18 protein-coding genes and 1 riboswitch are annotated in these 17,584 nt (G+C 58.7%); of the genes, 8 read left to right on the plus strand and 10 right to left on the minus strand.

What is annotated here, in order from left to right; all coding sequences use genetic code 11:
* Positions 1-89 precede the first annotated feature (89 nt).
* The 7 genes from thiH to CWM58_RS27125 form a co-directional block, all read right to left on the minus strand.
* Positions 90-1,223 carry a 2-iminoacetate synthase ThiH gene (thiH, locus tag CWM58_RS27095; RefSeq protein WP_100682184.1) on the minus strand — a complete coding sequence of 378 codons (1,134 nt, stop codon included), beginning with the start codon at positions 1,221-1,223 and terminating at the stop codon, positions 90-92.
* Positions 1,220-1,990 (minus strand): thiazole synthase, encoded by a 771-nt coding sequence (gene thiG, locus CWM58_RS27100; RefSeq protein ID WP_100682185.1) that lies wholly within the window; start codon positions 1,988-1,990, stop codon positions 1,220-1,222. The genes thiH and thiG overlap by 4 nt, the downstream gene beginning before the upstream one ends.
* A gap of 1 nt (position 1,991) precedes the next feature.
* Complete coding sequence (gene thiS, locus CWM58_RS27105) at positions 1,992-2,192, minus strand: sulfur carrier protein ThiS (RefSeq protein WP_060876744.1); 201 nt, start codon at positions 2,190-2,192, stop codon at positions 1,992-1,994.
* Positions 2,176-2,931 (minus strand): thiazole biosynthesis adenylyltransferase ThiF, encoded by a 756-nt coding sequence (gene thiF / locus CWM58_RS27110; RefSeq protein WP_100682186.1) that lies wholly within the window; start codon positions 2,929-2,931, stop codon positions 2,176-2,178. Before thiF ends, thiS begins: the two co-directional genes overlap by 17 nt.
* Entirely contained in the window at positions 2,924-3,559 is a 636-nt protein-coding gene (gene thiE, locus CWM58_RS27115; RefSeq protein ID WP_100682187.1) for a thiamine phosphate synthase, read from the minus strand. The genes thiF and thiE overlap by 8 nt, the downstream gene beginning before the upstream one ends.
* Positions 3,559-5,454, minus strand: coding sequence for a phosphomethylpyrimidine synthase ThiC (gene thiC, locus CWM58_RS27120; RefSeq protein WP_100682188.1), 1,896 nt, complete (start codon positions 5,452-5,454; stop codon positions 3,559-3,561). The genes thiE and thiC overlap by 1 nt, the downstream gene beginning before the upstream one ends.
* Before the next feature lie 86 nt (positions 5,455-5,540).
* Positions 5,541-5,665: riboswitch (TPP riboswitch) on the minus strand.
* 53 nt (positions 5,666-5,718) lie between these two features.
* Positions 5,719-6,216, minus strand: a complete 498-nt coding sequence (locus CWM58_RS27125) for an Rsd/AlgQ family anti-sigma factor (protein ID WP_061156151.1) — start codon at positions 6,214-6,216, stop codon at positions 5,719-5,721.
* Between the two features lie 94 nt (positions 6,217-6,310).
* Between CWM58_RS27125 and nudC the strand changes: the two genes are divergently transcribed.
* The 6 genes from nudC (at position 6,311) to CWM58_RS27155 (ending at position 10,673) form a co-directional block, all read left to right on the plus strand.
* Complete coding sequence (gene nudC / locus CWM58_RS27130) at positions 6,311-7,084, plus strand: NAD(+) diphosphatase (protein ID WP_008807994.1); 774 nt, start codon at positions 6,311-6,313, stop codon at positions 7,082-7,084.
* Positions 7,085-7,124: 40 nt separating this feature from the next.
* Complete coding sequence (hemE, locus tag CWM58_RS27135; protein WP_074387387.1) at positions 7,125-8,189, plus strand: uroporphyrinogen decarboxylase; 1,065 nt, start codon at positions 7,125-7,127, stop codon at positions 8,187-8,189.
* A 12-nt stretch (positions 8,190-8,201) separates the two neighbouring features.
* Positions 8,202-8,873, plus strand: coding sequence for a deoxyribonuclease V (gene nfi / locus CWM58_RS27140; RefSeq protein WP_061156149.1), 672 nt, complete (start codon positions 8,202-8,204; stop codon positions 8,871-8,873).
* Positions 8,874-8,915: 42 nt separating this feature from the next.
* Positions 8,916-9,506, plus strand: coding sequence for a YjaG family protein (locus CWM58_RS27145; RefSeq protein ID WP_060876751.1), 591 nt, complete (start codon positions 8,916-8,918; stop codon positions 9,504-9,506).
* 186 nt (positions 9,507-9,692) lie between these two features.
* Positions 9,693-9,965, plus strand: a complete 273-nt coding sequence (gene hupA / locus CWM58_RS27150; protein WP_002884342.1) for a nucleoid-associated protein HU-alpha — start codon at positions 9,693-9,695, stop codon at positions 9,963-9,965.
* A 12-nt stretch (positions 9,966-9,977) separates the two neighbouring features.
* Complete coding sequence (locus CWM58_RS27155) at positions 9,978-10,673, plus strand: DUF1481 domain-containing protein (RefSeq protein WP_060876757.1); 696 nt, start codon at positions 9,978-9,980, stop codon at positions 10,671-10,673.
* A 3-nt stretch (positions 10,674-10,676) separates the two neighbouring features.
* On the opposite strand, the gene zraP is transcribed toward CWM58_RS27155, so the two are convergent.
* Positions 10,677-11,114, minus strand: a complete 438-nt coding sequence (zraP, locus tag CWM58_RS27160) for a zinc resistance sensor/chaperone ZraP (protein WP_100682193.1) — start codon at positions 11,112-11,114, stop codon at positions 10,677-10,679.
* A gap of 259 nt (positions 11,115-11,373) precedes the next feature.
* On the opposite strand from zraP, the gene zraS reads away from it, so the two are divergent.
* Both zraS and zraR read left to right on the plus strand, forming a co-directional pair.
* Positions 11,374-12,768 (plus strand): two-component system sensor histidine kinase ZraS, encoded by a 1,395-nt coding sequence (zraS, locus tag CWM58_RS27165; RefSeq protein WP_100682189.1) that lies wholly within the window; start codon positions 11,374-11,376, stop codon positions 12,766-12,768.
* Positions 12,755-14,086, plus strand: a complete 1,332-nt coding sequence (gene zraR / locus CWM58_RS27170; RefSeq protein ID WP_100682190.1) for a sigma-54-dependent response regulator transcription factor ZraR — start codon at positions 12,755-12,757, stop codon at positions 14,084-14,086. Before zraS ends, zraR begins: the two co-directional genes overlap by 14 nt.
* On the opposite strand, the gene purD is transcribed toward zraR, so the two are convergent.
* Positions 14,076-15,371: a phosphoribosylamine--glycine ligase gene (gene purD / locus CWM58_RS27175; RefSeq protein ID WP_060876755.1), complete on the minus strand. Its 1,296-nt coding sequence runs from the start codon at positions 15,369-15,371 to the stop codon at positions 14,076-14,078. The genes zraR and purD overlap by 11 nt on opposite strands.
* A gap of 15 nt (positions 15,372-15,386) precedes the next feature.
* Positions 15,387-16,976 carry a bifunctional phosphoribosylaminoimidazolecarboxamide formyltransferase/IMP cyclohydrolase gene (purH, locus tag CWM58_RS27180; RefSeq protein WP_100682191.1) on the minus strand — a complete coding sequence of 530 codons (1,590 nt, stop codon included), beginning with the start codon at positions 16,974-16,976 and terminating at the stop codon, positions 15,387-15,389.
* Positions 16,977-17,584: the final 608 nt, after the last annotated feature.

Below are 17,584 nucleotides of genomic sequence, written 5' to 3' on the forward strand. Positions count from 1 at the left end.
CAGAATAGAAAAACGGCGGCAATCGGGCGACTCCCCGTTTTTCATCTCTCGTGCAGGCACGCAAAATAATCAGCGGCTTGCAGCATACTTCATGATGATTGCGAGGCGCGTCCCAGCCAGCTGTCCCAGTCTTTCCATACCGGCTGCAGGCCACGGGCGGCTAGCGCGCTGGCGACCTCTTCAGGGCGGCGATCGTCATGTGGGGCAAATTGCTCGAGCTCCGGATGATCGTCGGCGTAGCCGCCGGGCTGCGTTTTAGAGAAGGCGCTGACGTTGTTAATTGCCAGCGGGATCACCCGGTCGCGGAACCAGGGTGATTCACGGGTTGAAAGCGACAGTTCAACCTCCGGCGCCAGCAGGCGGAAGGCGCAAATGGTCTGCACCAGCTGGCGCTCATCCATCAGCGAGGCCGGTTCAATGCCACCGGCGCAGGGACGCAGGCGCGGGAAGGAGACTGAGTAGCGGCTGCGCCAGTAGCGCTGCTGCAGCCACAGCAGATGCTCGGCGACCATAAAGCAGTCCACCCGCCAGCTGTCGGAAAGGCCAATCAACGCGCCGAGGCCGATCTTGTCGATCCCCGCCTCGCCTAAGCGATCCGGCGTATCCAGCCGCCAGAAGAAATCCTGCTTTTTCCCTTTCAGATGGTGCTGGGCATACATGCTTTCATGGTAGGTCTCCTGATAGACCATTACCCCGTCGAGCCCCAGCGTTTTCAGCTCGGCATACTCTTCGGTCGCCAGCGGCTGCACCTCCATATGCAGCGAGGCAAACTGGCTGCGGATAGCCGGCAGATGCTGGCGGAAATAATCCATTCCCACCTTGCCCTGATGCTCGCCGGTGACCAGCAGCAGATGCTCAAAGCCCAGGTCGCGGATCGCGGCGCACTCGCGGGCAATTTCGGCGGCATCCAGCGTTTTGCGCTTAATGCGATTGCTCATTGAGAAGCCGCAGTAGGTGCAGTCGTTGGCGCACAGGTTGGAGAGATACAGTGGCACGTAGAAGCTGACGGTATTGCCGAAGCGCTGGCGAGTGAGCCGCTGCGCGCGCTGGGCGAGGGGTTCAAGATAGTTGGCCGCCGCCGGTGAAAGCAGGGCCATCATGTCGTCACGGGTGAGCGGTTTGGCCGCCAGCGCCCGTTCGACGTCGGCGGCGGTTTTGCTGTTGATGCGCAGGCGGATGTCGTCCCACTCCAGCTGTCGCCAGCGATCGCTGAAGGTTTTCATGCCAGCGCCTCCAGGAATCCGGTCAGCGGGCTGGTGGCCTGCGCCTGCGTACTGCGTGCCCCCGGTCCGGCCTGACGCGCCAGTAATCCGGCATCGACTGCCATACGGAAGGCGCGGGCCATGGCCACGGGGTCGTCGGCGACGGCAATGGCGGTATTGACCAGCACCGCATCCGCGCCCATCTCCAGTGCTTGCGCCGCATGGCTCGGCACGCCAATCCCGGCATCGACCACCACCGGTACGGTGGCCTGCTCGATAATAATCTCCAGCATGGCTTTAGTTTCCAGTCCCTGATTGGAGCCGATCGGCGCGCCCAGCGGCATCACCGCAGCACAGCCAACCTCTTCCAGCCGTTTACACAGCACCGGATCGGCGCCGCAGTAGGGCAGGACGACGAACCCTTCGCGGACCAGCAGCTCCGCCGCCTTCAGGGTTTCAATCGGGTCGGGCAGCAGCCAGCGGGCATCCGGGTGGATCTCCAGCTTCAGCCAGTGGGTACCCAGGGCTTCCCGCGCCAGGCGGGCGGCAAACACCGCCTCTTCCGCCGTCTTGGCGCCTGAGGTATTCGGCAGCAGGCTGACCCCCGCCGCCAGCAGTGGAGCGAGGATAGCGTCATTGTGCTGGCGTAAATCGACGCGCTTCATCGCCAGGGTCACCAGTTGGCTACCCGAGGCGCGAATCGCCTCAACCATCACCTCCGGGGCGGCGAATTTGCCGGTACCGGTAAAAAGATGGGATTCAAACGTTTTGTCTGCAATACGTAACATGTCAGCCTCCAGCGATAACCTGAAAAAGCAGGATCCGATCGCCTTCCTGCAAGAGATGATCTTCCCACCGCTCGCGCGGCAGGATGTGTTGATTGAGCGCCAGCGCAACGCCCGGCTGCAGCTGTTCGAGCTGGGTCAGCAGGGCGCTGACGCTGAGATTGTCGGCACATGCCAGCGGCTCGTCGTTAAACCAAATCTGCATGTCGCCCTCCGCACACCGGGCAGCTCCGGGAGCGCTGTAGCGCCAGGTTGCGCCAGTTGCTGGTGCGGGCGTCGAACAGCCGCAGGGTATTACGCGGCGTCGTCATGCCGCTGAGCAGCTTAATCGCCTCCAGCGCCTGCAGCGTGCCCATCATGCCGACGACCGGGCCGACGATCCCCGCGGTGCGGCAGTTGCGCTGCGGTTCGTCGCTATCCGGCCACAGGCAGCGATAGCAGCCCTGCGCCCAGGGGGGAGTGAGCACCATCAACTGACCACCGAAGCCGACGGCGCTGGCGGTCACTAACGGGGTGTCGAGGGCCACACAGGCGGCGTTGATCGCCTGGCGGGTCACCATGTTATCGGTGCAGTCCAGCACCACGTCCGCTTTCGCCACCTCAGCGCGCAGCGCCTCGCCGCTCAGACGTTGCTGGAGCGCAACCAGTTTGATCTGCGGGTTTAGCTGACTGAGCCGGGTCTTTGCCGCCGCGGCTTTTGGCCGGTCGATATCCTCGCTGGTGAACAGGATCTGCCGCTGCAGGTTGCTGAGATGTACCGCATCGTCATCGGCCAGGGTCAGCGTCCCGACGCCCGCTCCGGCAAGATACAGCGCCGCCGGGGAGCCCAGCCCGCCAAGGCCGATAATCAGCACCCGGCTGGCTAACAGCTTCTGCTGCCCCTCGATGGCGATATCCTCCAGCAGCAGCTGGCGGCTATAGCGCATAAAGTCGTGATCATTCATCGCCTGCTCCCGCCAGCGCCAGCAGCTGGTCGGTCGCTGCCCGCCAGTCCGCCGCCTGGGTAATGGCGCTGACCACCGCGATGCTGCCGACGCCAGTCGCCAGCACGCCCGGTGCTTTATCAAGGCTAATCCCGCCGATCGCGACGGTGGGGTAATCCGCCAGCCGCTGAATATGCCCGGCAAGTTGCTTGAGGCCCTGCGGCGCGGAAGGCATCTGTTTGGTTTGTGTCGGGAAGACGTGACCCAGTGCGATGTAGGAAGGTCGAGCCGCCAGCGCGACGTCAATCTCCATATCGTCATGGGTGGAAACACCAAGGCGCAGCCCGGCTTTGCGGATGGCGCTCAGATCGGTGGTTTCCAGATCTTCTTGCCCCAGGTGTACACCGTAGGCCTGGTGCTTAATCGCCAGCCGCCAGTAATCGTTAATGAACAACCGGGCGTGATACCGACGGCCAAGGGCGATGGCGGCGATGACGTCATCTTCAACGTCGCTGTCGCGTTGGTCTTTGATGCGCAGCTGAATAGTACGCACTCCCGCCTCCAGCAGGCGCTCAATCCACGCCACGCTGTCAACCACCGGGTAGAGTCCGAGACGAAATGGGACGGCTGGAAAATCAGGTTGATACATCAGGCTTCCTCCTGTTTGAGGTAGATTTCGCCGCCACGGGCGCGGAAGTTATTCGACATATCGGCCATTCCGGCGTCGATGGCCTGCCTGGCGGCGTAGTCGCGGACTTCCTGGGTGATCTTCATTGAGCAGAATTTCGGCCCGCACATGGAACAGAAGTGGGCGACTTTGCCGGACTCCTGCGGCAGGGTTTCATCGTGATAGGCCCGCGCGGTGAAGGGATCGAGCGCGAGGTTGAACTGGTCTTCCCAGCGGAATTCGAAACGTGCTTTTGACATCGCGTTATCGCGGATCTGCGCGCCCGGGTGGCCTTTCGCGAGGTCAGCGGCGTGGGCGGCAATTTTGTAGGTAATCAGCCCCTGCTTCACATCCTCTTTGTTGGGCAGGCCGAGATGTTCTTTTGGCGTGACGTAGCACAGCATGGCGCAGCCGAACCAGCCGATCATCGCCGCACCAATGCCGGAGGTGAAATGGTCGTAGCCTGGCGCGATGTCGGTGGTGAGCGGCCCTAAGGTATAGAACGGCGCTTCATGGCAGTGCTCCAGCTCTTCAGTCATATTGCGGCGGATCATCTGCATCGGCACGTGGCCGGGGCCTTCGATCATCACCTGCACGTCATACTCCCAGGCGATTTTCGTCAGTTCGCCGAGGGTGCGCAGCTCGGAAAACTGCGCCTCGTCGTTGGCATCCTGGATCGAGCCGGGGCGCAGGCCATCGCCGAGGGACAGCGAAACGTCATAGGCGGCGCAGATTTCGCAGATTTCGCGGAAGTGCTGGTAGAGGAAATTTTCCTGATGGTGCGACAAGCACCATTTGGCCATGATTGAACCACCGCGCGACACGATACCGGTCAGGCGCTTCGCCGTCATCGGCACGTAGCGCAGCAACACGCCGGCATGAATCGTGAAGTAGTCGACGCCCTGTTCTGCCTGTTCCAGCAGGGTATCGCGGAAGGCTTCCCAGGTGAGGTTCTCGGCAATACCGTTGACCTTCTCCAGCGCCTGGTAAATCGGGACGGTACCAATCGGCACCGGGCTGTTGCGCAGGATCCACTCGCGGGTTTCGTGGATATAGCGGCCGGTGGAGAGGTCCATCACCGTGTCGGCGCCCCAGCGGGTTGACCAGACCAGTTTTTCCACCTCCTCTTCGATGGAAGAGGTCACCGCCGAGTTGCCGATATTGGCATTCACTTTCACCAGGAAATTGCGGCCGATAATCATCGGCTCAGATTCCGGGTGGTTGATGTTGGCCGGGATGATGGCGCGCCCGGCGGCAACTTCATCGCGAACGAACTCGGGGGTAATGTTTTCCGGCAGGCGGGCACCGAAGCCTTCCCCGGCATGCTGCTGGCGCAGAACCTCGCTGCGGATACGTTCGCGACCCATGTTTTCGCGAATGGCGATGAACTCCATCTCCGGGGTGACGATCCCCTGGCGGGCGTAGTGCAGTTGCGTCACGCATTTGCCAGATACGGCGCGTTTGGGCGTCAGCAGGCCGCTGAAGCGCAGCTCATCGAGGCCGTCGTCGGCCAGCCGTGCTTTAGTGTAAGCCGAGCTACGTTCGCTGAGCGGCGCGCAGTCGTTACGCGCGTCGATCCACGGCTGGCGCAGCTTTGCCAGCCCCTGGCGGACATCAATGCCAATATCCGGGTCGCCATAAGGCCCGGAGGTGTCATACACCGGAATCGGCTCATTGGCTTCGTACTGGGGATTGTCGTTATCGCCGCCGACGCGCGTCGGGCTGAGCTGAATTTCACGCATCGGGACGCGGATATCCGCTTGTGAGCCGTGAACGTAGATGCGGTGTGAATTGGGAAAAGCGGTACCTGCCAGCGTATCAATGAATCGCTGCGCGTGCTCGCGTTGTTCCCGACGGGTGAGTTTGGTAGTAGACATAGCGCATTCCAGTTAAACAAGGAGATGGCTTGTCAGACGACGGATGGAGTAACAGATGCGACCAGTCCATAACGGAAAGGTGCGACCAGCAGTTTACTCTTGTTCCCTTCGCAGGTATTAGCCTGATCAGGTTCCGCGGATCCCGAATTAACGGTCTCAGCCTTTTCCACGTTAGCCTGCGCATGGAAAATAGGCACTCCGACAAGATGACATCCCCTCCGGAGAGGGGGAATGGAGGTAAACTACTCGTTAATTGCGCACAACTCAAGCAGTCGGCGCAATATTATCGTGCACGTCATTGCTCAGGTTATGCGCGACAGCAAGGGCGATCAGTTTATCTTCCAGCGCAAAACGTGCTTCCAGCGACTCGCCGATATCCGACAGCGCCTGCTGAAATTCAAGGTAGTTATCGTGATCGATAGCGTTTTCGAGGCAGGTATCGTAGTAGTCCATCATCTGCTGGGTATTGGCTTCCAGCTGTGGATAAAGCCGGGTGGCGGCTAAAAGTGGGGTATCGCCTTCCATTTCGCCAATAATGCGTTCATAAATACTAAAATGACCAGATGAGAGGTAATCCACCAGACTTTGGCAAAAGTCATCCAGTGCTCTTTCGTTTAGCCGCATAAATGACTCTTTGCCCGGTTTCAGGCCAACCAGATTGTAGTAAGCCACGAGCAGATGCTTACGCACTTGTAGCCAGCGATCGACCAGTTCATTACTACCGCCAACGCGCTCCGTCAGGTTTTCCAGCTGGTTTAGCATGATTGACTCCGCAAGTTTTGATTTTAAATCTGCTCACCAAAATGTAAATATAATGTTAACAACATGCCAGTGAAGCAAAGGTAGTGCAATAGATATGGATCGTATTATTGAAAAATTAGATCGCGGCTGGTGGGTTGTCAGTCACGAACAAAAATTATGGTTGCCTGGTGGAGAATTACCACATGGCGAAGCGGTTAATTTCGATCTTGTCGGCCAGCATGCGCTGCATATTGGCGAGTGGCAGGGCGAGTCCGTCTGGATGGTGCGTCAGGATCGCCGTCATGACATGGGATCGTTACGCCAGGTGCTGGATCAGGATCCGGGGCTCTTCCAGTTGGCGGGGCGAGGGATCCAGCTCGCCGAATTTTATCGATCGCATAAATTTTGCGGCTACTGTGGCCATCCGATGCATGCCAGCAAAAGCGAATGGGCAATGCTGTGCAGCCACTGCCGTGAACGCTACTACCCACAAATTGCTCCTTGCATTATCGTCGCTATCCGTCGCGACGATTCGATCCTGCTGGCGCAGCATACCCGGCATCGTAACGGCGTGCACACCGTGCTGGCCGGATTTGTCGAAGTGGGTGAAACCCTTGAGCAGGCCGTCGCCCGCGAGGTGATGGAGGAGAGCGGCATCAAGGTGAAAAACCTGCGTTATGTGACCTCTCAGCCGTGGCCGTTCCCGCAGTCGCTGATGACCGCCTTTATGGCTGATTACGCGGATGGCGATATCGTGGTCGACAAAAAAGAGCTGCTGACCGCAGACTGGTACCGCTATGACAATCTGCCGCTCCTGCCACCGCCGGGAACGGTAGCGCGACGCCTGATCGAAGATACGGTGGCGATGTGTCGGGCAGAGTTCGAGTGACATGTTACACTGGGCGCATCAACGCTAAAGGAATGTAAAAATGACCGAACTGAAAAACGATCGTTACCTGCGCGCGCTGCTGCGTCAGCCGGTTGATGTCACCCCGGTGTGGATGATGCGCCAGGCGGGCCGCTATTTACCGGAGTACAAAGCCACCCGTGCGCAAGCGGGCGACTTTATGTCGCTGTGTAAAAATGCCGAGCTGGCCTGCGAAGTGACGCTCCAGCCGCTGCGTCGTTACCCGCTGGATGCGGCGATCCTCTTTTCGGACATCCTGACGATCCCGGACGCGATGGGTCTGGGGCTGTACTTTGAAGCCGGCGAAGGCCCGCGCTTCACCTCGCCGGTAAAAAGCAAAGCCGACGTCGACAAGCTGCCGATCCCGGATCCGGAGCAGGAACTGGGCTACGTAATGAACGCCGTGCGTACCATTCGTCGCGAACTGAAAGGCGAAGTGCCGCTGATCGGCTTCTCGGGTAGCCCGTGGACGCTGGCGACCTACATGGTGGAAGGCGGCAGCAGCAAAGCGTTCACCGTGATCAAAAAGATGATGTACGCCGAACCGCAGGCGCTGCATGCGCTGCTGGAGAAGCTGGCGAAAAGCGTCACCCTGTACCTCAACGCGCAGATCAAAGCCGGCGCGCAGTCGGTGATGATTTTCGACACCTGGGGCGGGGTGCTGACCGGTCGCGATTACCAGCAGTTCTCGCTCTACTATATGCATAAAATTGTCGATGGCCTGCTGCGGGAAAATGAAGGCCGCCGCGTGCCGGTGACCCTGTTCACCAAAGGCGGTGGCCAGTGGCTGGAAGCGATGGCGGAGACCGGCTGTGACGCGCTGGGTCTCGACTGGACCACCGATATCGCCGATGCTCGCCGTCGCGTAGGTCACAAAGTGGCGCTACAGGGCAATATGGACCCGTCGATGCTTTATGCGCCCGCCCCGCGTATTGAAGAGGAAGTGGCGACTATTCTCGCCGGCTTCGGCCAGGGCGAAGGCCATGTCTTTAACCTTGGTCACGGCATCCATCAGGATGTCGACCCCCAGCATGCGGGCGTCTTTGTTGAAGCGGTGCATCGTCTTTCCGCACCCTATCACCAATAGGAGATAAGCCGTATGGACTTAGCCGCACTACGTGCCCAACAGCAACAGTTAGCCGCATCGGTCGAGCGTGTGGATCGACTGGATCGCGACCCGCCGGCGTTGATCGGCGGCGCGGATGTCGGGTTTGAGCAGGAAGGGGAAGTGACCCGAGCTGCAATGGTGCTGCTGACCTGGCCTGAGCTTGAGCTGGTGGAGTATCAGGTGGCGCGCGTCGCCACCACCATGCCGTATATTCCCGGCTTTCTCTCGTTTCGCGAAACACCTGCGCTGCTGGCGGCGTGGGAGCAGCTTTCGCAGAAACCTGACCTGCTCTTCGTTGACGGCCACGGCATCTCCCATCCCCGGCGGCTCGGCGTCGCCAGCCATTTTGGTCTGATGATTGACGTGCCGACCATTGGCGTGGCGAAAAAACGGCTGTGCGGAAAAATCGGCGAAATGGGTGATGAGCCCGGCGCACTGGCCCCGCTGATGGATAAAAATGAGCAACTGGCCTGGGTCTGGCGCAGCAAAGTGCGCTGCAACCCGTTGTTTATTAGCACCGGCCATCGGGTGGGGATGGACAGCGCCTTAATGTGGGTCGAGCGCTGTATGCGAGGCTATCGTCTGCCCGAGCCGACGCGCTGGGCCGATGCGGTGGCTTCCCGTCGGCCGTCGTTCGTGCGTTGGCAAGCAAATCACGGCTGATTCAGGTACACTGCGCCTAATTTCTGACTTCGAGAATTCATCATGTTACAAAACCCGATTCACCTGCGCCTGGAGAAGCTGGAAAGCTGGCAGCATGTCACCTTTATGGCTTGCCTGTGCGAGCGTATGTACCCTAACTACGCTATGTTCTGCAAGCAAACCGAGTTCGGCGACGGCCAGCTGTACCGTCGTATCCTGGACCTGATCTGGGAAACGCTGACGGTTAAAGATGCGAAGGTGAATTTCGACAGCCAGCTGGAGAAGCTGGAAGAGGCGATCCCGGCGGCAGATGATTTCGACCTGTACGGTGTTTATCCGGCGATCGACGCCTGTGTGGCGTTGAGTGAACTGATCCATTCGCGTCTGAGTGGTGAAACACTTGAACACGCGATTGAGGTAAGCAAGTCATCCATCACCAGCGTGGCGATGCTGGAAATGACCCAGGCTGGTCGTGAAATGACCGATGAAGAACTCAAAGCGAACCCGGCGGTAGAGCAGGAATGGGATATCCAGTGGGAAATTTTCCGCCTGTTGGCCGACTGTGAAGAGCGTGACCTTGAGCTGATAAAAGGTCTGCGCGCGGACCTGCGTGAGGCCGGTGAGAGCAATATTGGTATAAATTTTCAGCAGTGAGACCAGAAAACGTGATTTACCGCCTGAATTGTAGCGTCTGAAGGCTTCCATTCCGCCCCCCGTCTGGTCTACATTTGGAGGGCGAAAAAAAGTGGCTATCGGTGCGTGTATGCAGGAGGGTGCTTTTTTGGCATTTCCGTCGCACTCGATGCTTAGCAAGCGATAAACACATTGTAAGGATAACTTATGAACAAGACTCAACTGATTGATGTAATTGCGGACAAAGCTGACCTGTCCAAAGCACAGGCTAAAGCTGCCCTGGAATCTACCCTGGCTGCAATTACTGAGTCTCTGAAAGAAGGTGATGCTGTTCAACTGGTTGGTTTCGGTACCTTCAAAGTGAACCACCGCGCTGAGCGTACTGGCCGCAACCCGCAGACCGGTAAAGAGATCAAAATCGCTGCAGCTAACGTGCCGGCATTTGTTTCTGGCAAAGCACTGAAAGACGCAGTTAAGTAAGACCGCGTGGCAGTGAACAGTTTTATCGAAGGGGCTATTAAGCCCCTTTTGTCTGTCTGGCGCCGACCTCTGGCGCTGGCGGGTATTCTGTTGCTGACTGCCTGCAGCCATAACGCCTCGCTTCCTCCGTTTACCGCCAGCGGTTATGCGGATAATCAGGGGGCGATGCGCATCTGGCGTAAAGATTCTGGCGATGAAGTTCATCTTCTCGCCGCCTTCAGCCCGTGGCGTCACGGGGACACCTCGACCAGCGAATATCGCTGGCAGGGCGATCAATTGACGTTTATCGAACTCAATGTCTACGGCAAGCCGCCGGAACATATTCGCGCCCGCTTCGACGCGCAGGGCGATCTCAGCTTTATGCAGCGGGAAGTCGACGGGCAGAAGCAACAGCTCTCCAGCGACCAGGTCGCGCTGTATCGTTATCGCGCCGAGCAGATCCGCCAGACCAGCGATGCTCTCCGGCAGGGACGCGTCGTCCTGCGTCAGGGGCGCTGGAACGCTGCCGCGCATACCGTACTGACCTGCGAAGGTCAGACGGTTAAGCCTGACCTCGATAGCCGGGCTCTGGCGCATATTGAACGTCGCCAGAGTCATTCCTCCGCCGCGGTGAGCATTGCCTGGCTGGAGGCGTCTGAAGGCTCTCAACTATTGCTGGTCGCCAATGAAAACTTCTGCACCTGGCAGCCGACGGAAAAAAGCTTCTAACGATTACCAGTGGTTCATGCCCATATGACCACCGCCGTTACCGCGGCAGCCGTTGTATCCCATTCCTGCGCCACGGGGAACGCCTGCCTCAGCCAGGGCGACATCAAACTTCACCCGCTGCTGATCCAGCTTCTGGCGTAAGCCTTCCATCTCCTGAGCGACGGCTTCAATCTTTCCGCTATCCGGTTTTTGCGCCGTGAGCAGTGCGTTGTATTCATAGCGTTTGGACTGCAGCTGCTGGCGTAGGGTGCTGGTTTGCGCATAGTAATCGTTATGTAGTTTCTGCGCGGTGGCCTGTTGCTCCTGGGTCAGCTGGCTGTAACCCTGCGCGCCCATTCTGTTGTTGTCGTCCCAGTGGTGGCTGGCCCAGGCCGCGTTGCTGCCAAAGGTCAGTGCGGCAAGGGTGATGAGGGCGAGAGGTAAGGTACGGTTCCGTTTCATGGCATTATCTCCTGTGTGGTTTCTCTCGTTATTGCATCTTCCATGCCAGCCTGAAAAAGCCTGCCCGTACGGGCCTGCGTGAGGAGCCGATGGAGCAGGTGAGTAAAAATGACCCGTTCCAGGCGGGTCAGGCGAGTCATTTTTACTCACTAAACCGCGGGCGATATGTTTGAGAACAGGATTGGCGGCGTGGGAAAATGGCATGATTTCTGCTGAAGGATCCTGCTGAAAGCGAAAAGGAGATGACAAGGACTCGCCGATGAAGATCAAACCTTTCTCCCGGGACGTTGCCGCTGATGCCCTGAGCTGGCTGCTGACCGGCACAATTGTGCTGTTGGTTATTCTGTTTTCCACGATGATCGTCCGTGACTATGGCCGCGAAACCGCTGCGGCCCGGCAAACCATCGAAGAAAAGGGGAGCGTGCTGATCCGGGCGCTGGAGTCCGGCACGCGGGTCGGGATGGGGATGCGTATGCATCACGCGCAGTTGCAGGCGCTGCTGGAAGAGATGGCCTGGCAGCCCGGTGTGCTGTGGTTCGCGGTGACCGATGAAGACGGTAAAATCATCGCCCACAGCGATCCGCAGCAGGTGGATAACGCGCTGTACAGTCCGGCGCAGATGCGCGAACTCAACGTTAGCGAACAGGCCCGCTGGCGCCGGCTTAGCGAGCCGCAGCCAGCGCTGGAGATCTATCGCCAGTTTCGCCCGCTCAATCCTGCTCGCGGCCATCATATGGGGATGATGAATCGCGGCAACAGCGTGCTGGCTCAAACCACCGTCCCGCAGGTGATTTTTATCGCCTTTGATAGCCGCGAGCTGGATGCGGCGCAGGCCCGCGGCCAGCGTAACATGATGATCATGCTGGGCGCTGCGGCGCTGGTCATCGCGGCGACGATCCTCGCTCAGTTCTGGTTCCACCGCTATCGTCGCTCACGCAAGCAGTTGCTGGAGGCGATGGCCCGCAAAGAAAAGCTGGTGGCGCTTGGGCATCTGGCGGCGGGGGTCGCGCATGAGATCCGCAATCCGCTCTCTTCGATTAAAGGGTTGGCGAAGTATTTTGCCGAGCGAACTCCCCCAGGCGGCGAAGCGCAGCAACTAGCGCAGGTGATGGCCAAAGAGGCAGACCGCCTGAACCGGGTCGTCAGCGAGCTGTTGGAGCTGGTCCGACCCGCGCATTTAAATTACCAGCCGGTGGATATCAACGCGCTTATCCGGCACTCATTGCAGCTGGTAAGCCAGGATGCGCAGAGTCGCGGGATCGCGCTGCAATTTACTCCGCGCCCTGAGCTAACCACGATCAACGCCGATGCTGACCGCCTGAACCAGGTGCTGTTGAACCTGTACCTGAACGCGATGCAGGCGATTGGCCGCGATGGCGTCATTCGCGTATCGGCAAGCGAAGCCGATCGTCAGAGGGTGAAGATTGTCGTCACAGATAGCGGTAAGGGGATGAGCGATGAAGAGCTGCAGGCCATCTTCACGCCGTATTTCACCACCAAGGCGGACGGCACCGGGCTGGGACTGGCCGTAGTACAGAATATTATCGAACAACATGGCGGGACGATCCGCGCCGAAAGTCAGCCGGGGGCTGGAGCGATATTTACGCTTTGGCTACCGGTGGAGGCTCAACGGAGGGAAGATGAGCAGCGATAAGGTACAGATTCTGGTCGTTGATGATGACATCAGTCACTGCACGATCCTGCAGGCGCTGCTACGCGGCTGGGGCTATCAGGTGGCATTAGCTCACAACGGCCTGCAGGCGCTGGAGCAGATCCATCAGCAGGTCTTCGACCTGGTGCTGTGCGATATCCGTATGGCGGAGATGGACGGCATCGCGACGCTAAAAGAGATTAAGGCCTATAACCCGGCGATACCGGTGCTGATCATGACGGCGTTTTCCAGCGTTGGCACGGCGGTAGAGGCCATTAAGTCCGGGGCGCTGGATTACCTGGTCAAACCGCTGGATTTTGACACCCTGCAGCAGACGCTGGTTCAGGCGCTGGCGCACACGCAACAGAACGAGAGCGATCCCAGCGTTGCGACGGATTCACGGTGGGGCATGATTGGTGATAGCCCGGCGATGCAGGCGCTTATCAACAATATTACGTTGGTGGCGCCCTCAGATGCGACGGTGCTGATCTGCGGCGAATCGGGAACGGGTAAAGAACTGGTGGCGCGCGCCATCCACGCCTGCAGCGAGCGCCGCGAGAAGCCGCTGGTGACGCTAAACTGCGCAGCGCTCAATGAGTCGCTGCTGGAATCCGAGCTGTTCGGCCATGAAAAAGGGGCTTTTACCGGCGCGGAACGGCGGCGGGAAGGGCGTTTTGTCGAGGCGGATGGCGGCACGCTGTTCCTCGATGAAATTGGCGATATCTCACCATTGATGCAGGTGCGTCTGCTACGGGCGATTCAGGAACGCGAGGTGCAGCGCGTTGGCAGTAACCAGACGCTTGCCGTTGATGTGCGGCTGATTGCCGCCACCCATCGCAATCTGGCGGAAGAGGTGAGCGCCGGGCGTTTTCGCCAGGATCTCTATTACCGCCTGAATGTCGTGACCATTGATATGCCGCCGCTGCGTCAGCGACGGGAAGACATTCCTCTGCTGGCGCAACACTTTCTCAAGCGTTATGCCGAACGTAACCGCAAAACGGTGCAGGGGTTTACGCCGCAGGCGATGGACCTGCTGATCCACTACGCCTGGCCGGGTAATATCCGTGAACTGGAAAACGCGGTGGAGCGGGCGGTGGTGCTGCTGACCGGAAACTATATCTCCGAACGAGAACTGCCGCTGGCGATAGCGGGCACGCCGTTGCCGTCGGATGGTAGCGAGAACGCGCTGATTCAGCCGTTAGTGGAAGTCGAAAAAGAGGTGATTCTGGCGGCACTGGAGAAAACGGGCGGCAACAAAACCGAAGCCGCCCGTCAGTTAGGCATTACGCGGAAAACGCTGCTGGCAAAACTTAGCCGTTAGCCTTTTCACGTTCGATGGCGCGCCAGCCGATATCGTTACGGCTAAAGCTGCCGTCCCAGCGAATATCGGTCAGCAGTTGATAGGCGCGCTGCTGCGCCTGCGCCACGGTTTCACCCAGCGCGGTCACGCACAGCACGCGCCCGCCGTTGGTGACGACGCGCTGGTCGTCTGCCAGTTTGGTGCCGGCGTGGAAGACTTTACCGTCTGCCGCTTCCTGCTGCGGCAGGCCGAAGATCTCATCACCCGTGTTGTAATTGCCCGGATAGCCGCCGGCGGCAACCACCACGCCCAGCGACGCGCGGTCATCCCACTCAGAGGTTTTCTCATCCAGCTTGCCGGCGCAGGCGGCGAGGCACAGCGCTACCAGGTCGGATTTCATGCGCAGCATGATCGGCTGGGTTTCCGGATCGCCAAAGCGGCAGTTGAACTCAATCACCTTCGGATTGCCCTGCTTGTCGATCATCAGACCGGCATACAGGAAACCGGTATAGGTATTGCCTTCGGCGGCCATGCCTTTCACCGTTGGCCAGATAATCCGCTCCATGGTGCGCTGATGGACTTCATCAGTGACCACCGGCGCTGGGGAGTAAGCGCCCATACCGCCGGTGTTGGGGCCGGTATCGCCGTTGCCGACGCGCTTGTGATCCTGGCTGGTGGCCATCGGCAGGACGTGCTCGCCGTCGACCATCACAATAAAGCTGGCTTCTTCGCCATCGAGGAACTCTTCAATCACGATGCGGTGGCCTGCATCGCCAAAGGCGTTGCCGGCCAGCATATCTTTGACCGCCGCCTCAGCTTCCTCAAGGGTCATCGCCACGATAACGCCTTTACCCGCTGCCAGACCGTCAGCTTTGATGACGATCGGCGCGCCTTTCTCGCGCAGATAAGCCAGCGCAGGCTCAACCTCGGTGAAGTTCTGGTATTCCGCCGTCGGGATATGATGACGAGCGAGGAAATCTTTGGTGAAGGCTTTTGAGCCTTCCAGCTGCGCGGCGCCTTCGGTTGGCCCGAAGATGGTCAGCCCTGCGGCACGGAATGCGTCCACCACGCCAATGACCAGCGGCGCTTCCGGGCCAACGATCGTCAGATCGATGTTCTCATCCTGCGCAAAGCGAAGCAGCGCCGGAATATCGGTAACGCCGATGGCGACGTTTTGCAGCGACGGCTCCAGCGCGGTACCTGCGTTGCCCGGCGCGACGTAGACGGTATCAACCAGCGGCGACTGGGCCGCTTTCCAGGCCAGCGCGTGCTCACGCCCGCCGTTGCCGATTACTAATACTTTCATCTGTAGCTCCGTGAATTAATGGCGGAAGTGGCGCATGTCGGTGAAGATCATGGCGATACCATGTTCGTCAGCGGCGGCAATCACTTCGTCGTCGCGGATAGAGCCGCCCGGCTGGATCACACAGGTGATGCCCACTGCGGCTGCGGCATCAATGCCGTCGCGGAACGGGAAGAAGGCGTCAGAGGCCATGGCGGAACCTTTCACTTCCAGACCTTCGTCACCGGCTTTAATCCCGGCAATTTTCGCCGAGTAGACGCGGCTCATCTGACCGGCGCCTATCCCGATGGTCATATTATTTTTGGCATAGACGATGGCGTTGGATTTGACGAATTTCGCTACTTTCCAGCAGAACAGCGCATCGCGCAGTTCCTGCTCGCTCGGCTGACGTTTGCTGACTACGCGCAGTTCGCCCGCGGTGACCATGCCGAGATCGCGGTCCTGAACCAGCAGGCCGCCATTGACACGTTTGAAATCGAGGCCGGCAACGCGGGCATCCCACTGGCCGCAGACCAGTACGCGGACGTTCTGCTTCGCGGCGGTGATCTTCAGCGCTTCTTCGCTGGCGGACGGTGCGATGATCACTTCGACGAACTGGCGAGAGATGATCGCCTGCGCGGTTTCCGCATCCAGCTCGCGGTTAAAGGCGATGATGCCGCCGAAGGCGGAGGTTGGGTCAGTTTTATAGGCGCGATCGTAGGCATCGAGGATCGAGTCGCTGACGGCAACGCCGCATGGGTTAGCGTGCTTAACGATCACGCAGGCTGGCTCATTGAACTCTTTCACGCACTCCAGCGCCGCATCGGTATCGGCAATGTTGTTATAGGAGAGCGCTTTGCCCTGCAACTGAGTGGCGGTCGCTACGGAGGCTTCTTTTACATTCTCTTCTATATAGAAGGCAGCTTGCTGGTGGCTGTTTTCGCCGTAGCGCATATCCTGCTTCTTAATGAAGTTCAGATTCAGGGTGCGCGGGAAGCGGCCAGCGGCTTCTTTGCTTTCACCGTGATAGGCCGGGACCATGCTGCCGAAGTAGTTAGCGATCATGCTGTCGTAAGCGGCGGTATGTTCGAAGGCTTTAATGGCGAGGTCGAAGCGGGTGTTCAGCGTCAGGGAGCCTTCGTTGGCGTCCATCTCATTAATGATGGCGTCATAGTCGCTGCTCTTCACTACGATAGCGACGTCTTTATGGTTCTTCGCTGCGGAGCGCACCATGGTCGGGCCGCCGATATCAATGTTTTCCACCGCGTCTTCCAGCGAGCATCCTTCACGAGCGACGGTCTGGGCAAATGGGTAGAGGTTAACGACCACCATATCGATAGGCGCGATACCGTGCTGCTGCATGATGCCATCATCCTGACCGCGACGACCGAGGATGCCGCCGTGTACTTTCGGATGCAGGGTCTTCACGCGTCCATCCATCATTTCCGGGAAACCGGTGTAGTCAGAGACTTCGGTAACCGGCAGGCCTTTATCTGCCAGCAGGCGGGCGGTGCCGCCGGTAGACAGCAGCTCGACACCACGAGCGGAAAGCGCCTGCGCGAATTCGACGATACCGGCCTTGTCAGAAACACTGAGCAGAGCGCGGCGGACTGGACGACGTTGTTGCATGGTATTAAATCCCCAGGATTTGAACATTACAGAGAGCGTTAGGTGAGTTTTTGCCTAAAAACTCACCTAACGCACCCAACCGGGCATCCGTGTCATTGCGCGGCATTGTAACGAAAACGTTTGCGCAACGCTCGCGAATTTTTATCTTTCTCTTTCAGCCACTGTTTCTTCCTTATATAGAAGCTGACCCACCGGGCTTTTGCCGGCGTTTCGTCGCGATTCTGTGGATAATTCTGTGTGTAAAAGGGTATAAAGCGGGGTTTTGCTGGGGAATGCAGCAGTCAGTCATTTTTCTGCCATTTTTCTATTGCAGGCGCTCGAGAACTCCCTATAATGCGCCTCCATCGACACGGCGGATGTGAATCACTTCACACAAACAGCCGGTTCGGTTGAAGAGAAAAATCCTGAAATTCAGGGTTGACTCTGAAAGAGGAAAGCGTAATATACGCCACCTCGCGACAGAGCGCTAAAGCGCGTCGCAACTGCTCTTTAACAATTTATCAGACAATCTGTGTGGGCACTCAAAGTGACATGGATTCTTAACGTCCTCGGACGAAAAATGAATACCAAGTCTCTGAGTGAACATACGTAATTCATTACGAAGTTTA

The organism is Klebsiella sp. H-Nf2 (assembly GCF_002806645.1).
GTDB classification, from domain to species: domain Bacteria; phylum Pseudomonadota; class Gammaproteobacteria; order Enterobacterales; family Enterobacteriaceae; genus Klebsiella; species Klebsiella variicola.

Excerpts from the sequence above, each read along its gene's own strand:
- thiE (WP_100682187.1), bottom strand. The coding sequence starts at position 3,559 with ATGTATCAACCTGATTTTCCAGCCGTCCCATTTCGTCTCGGACTCTAC.
- thiF (WP_100682186.1), bottom strand. The coding sequence starts at position 2,931 with ATGAATGATCACGACTTTATGCGCTATAGCCGCCAGCTGCTGCTGGAG.
- CWM58_RS27145 (WP_060876751.1), top strand. The coding sequence starts at position 8,916 with ATGTTACAAAACCCGATTCACCTGCGCCTGGAGAAGCTGGAAAGCTGG.
- thiS (WP_060876744.1), bottom strand. The coding sequence starts at position 2,192 with ATGCAGATTTGGTTTAACGACGAGCCGCTGGCATGTGCCGACAATCTC.
- CWM58_RS27125 (WP_061156151.1), bottom strand. The coding sequence starts at position 6,216 with ATGCTAAACCAGCTGGAAAACCTGACGGAGCGCGTTGGCGGTAGTAAT.
- nfi (WP_061156149.1), top strand. The coding sequence starts at position 8,202 with ATGGACTTAGCCGCACTACGTGCCCAACAGCAACAGTTAGCCGCATCG.
- purH (WP_100682191.1), bottom strand. The coding sequence starts at position 16,976 with ATGCAACAACGTCGTCCAGTCCGCCGCGCTCTGCTCAGTGTTTCTGAC.
- purD (WP_060876755.1), bottom strand. The coding sequence starts at position 15,371 with ATGAAAGTATTAGTAATCGGCAACGGCGGGCGTGAGCACGCGCTGGCC.
- hemE (WP_074387387.1), top strand. The coding sequence starts at position 7,125 with ATGACCGAACTGAAAAACGATCGTTACCTGCGCGCGCTGCTGCGTCAG.
- thiH (WP_100682184.1), bottom strand. The coding sequence starts at position 1,223 with ATGAAAACCTTCAGCGATCGCTGGCGACAGCTGGAGTGGGACGACATC.
- thiG (WP_100682185.1), bottom strand. The coding sequence starts at position 1,990 with ATGTTACGTATTGCAGACAAAACGTTTGAATCCCATCTTTTTACCGGT.
- nudC (WP_008807994.1), top strand. The coding sequence starts at position 6,311 with ATGGATCGTATTATTGAAAAATTAGATCGCGGCTGGTGGGTTGTCAGT.
- hupA (WP_002884342.1), top strand. The coding sequence starts at position 9,693 with ATGAACAAGACTCAACTGATTGATGTAATTGCGGACAAAGCTGACCTG.
- thiC (WP_100682188.1), bottom strand. The coding sequence starts at position 5,454 with ATGTCTACTACCAAACTCACCCGTCGGGAACAACGCGAGCACGCGCAG.
- zraP (WP_100682193.1), bottom strand. The coding sequence starts at position 11,114 with ATGAAACGGAACCGTACCTTACCTCTCGCCCTCATCACCCTTGCCGCA.
- zraS (WP_100682189.1), top strand. The coding sequence starts at position 11,374 with ATGAAGATCAAACCTTTCTCCCGGGACGTTGCCGCTGATGCCCTGAGC.
- zraR (WP_100682190.1), top strand. The coding sequence starts at position 12,755 with ATGAGCAGCGATAAGGTACAGATTCTGGTCGTTGATGATGACATCAGT.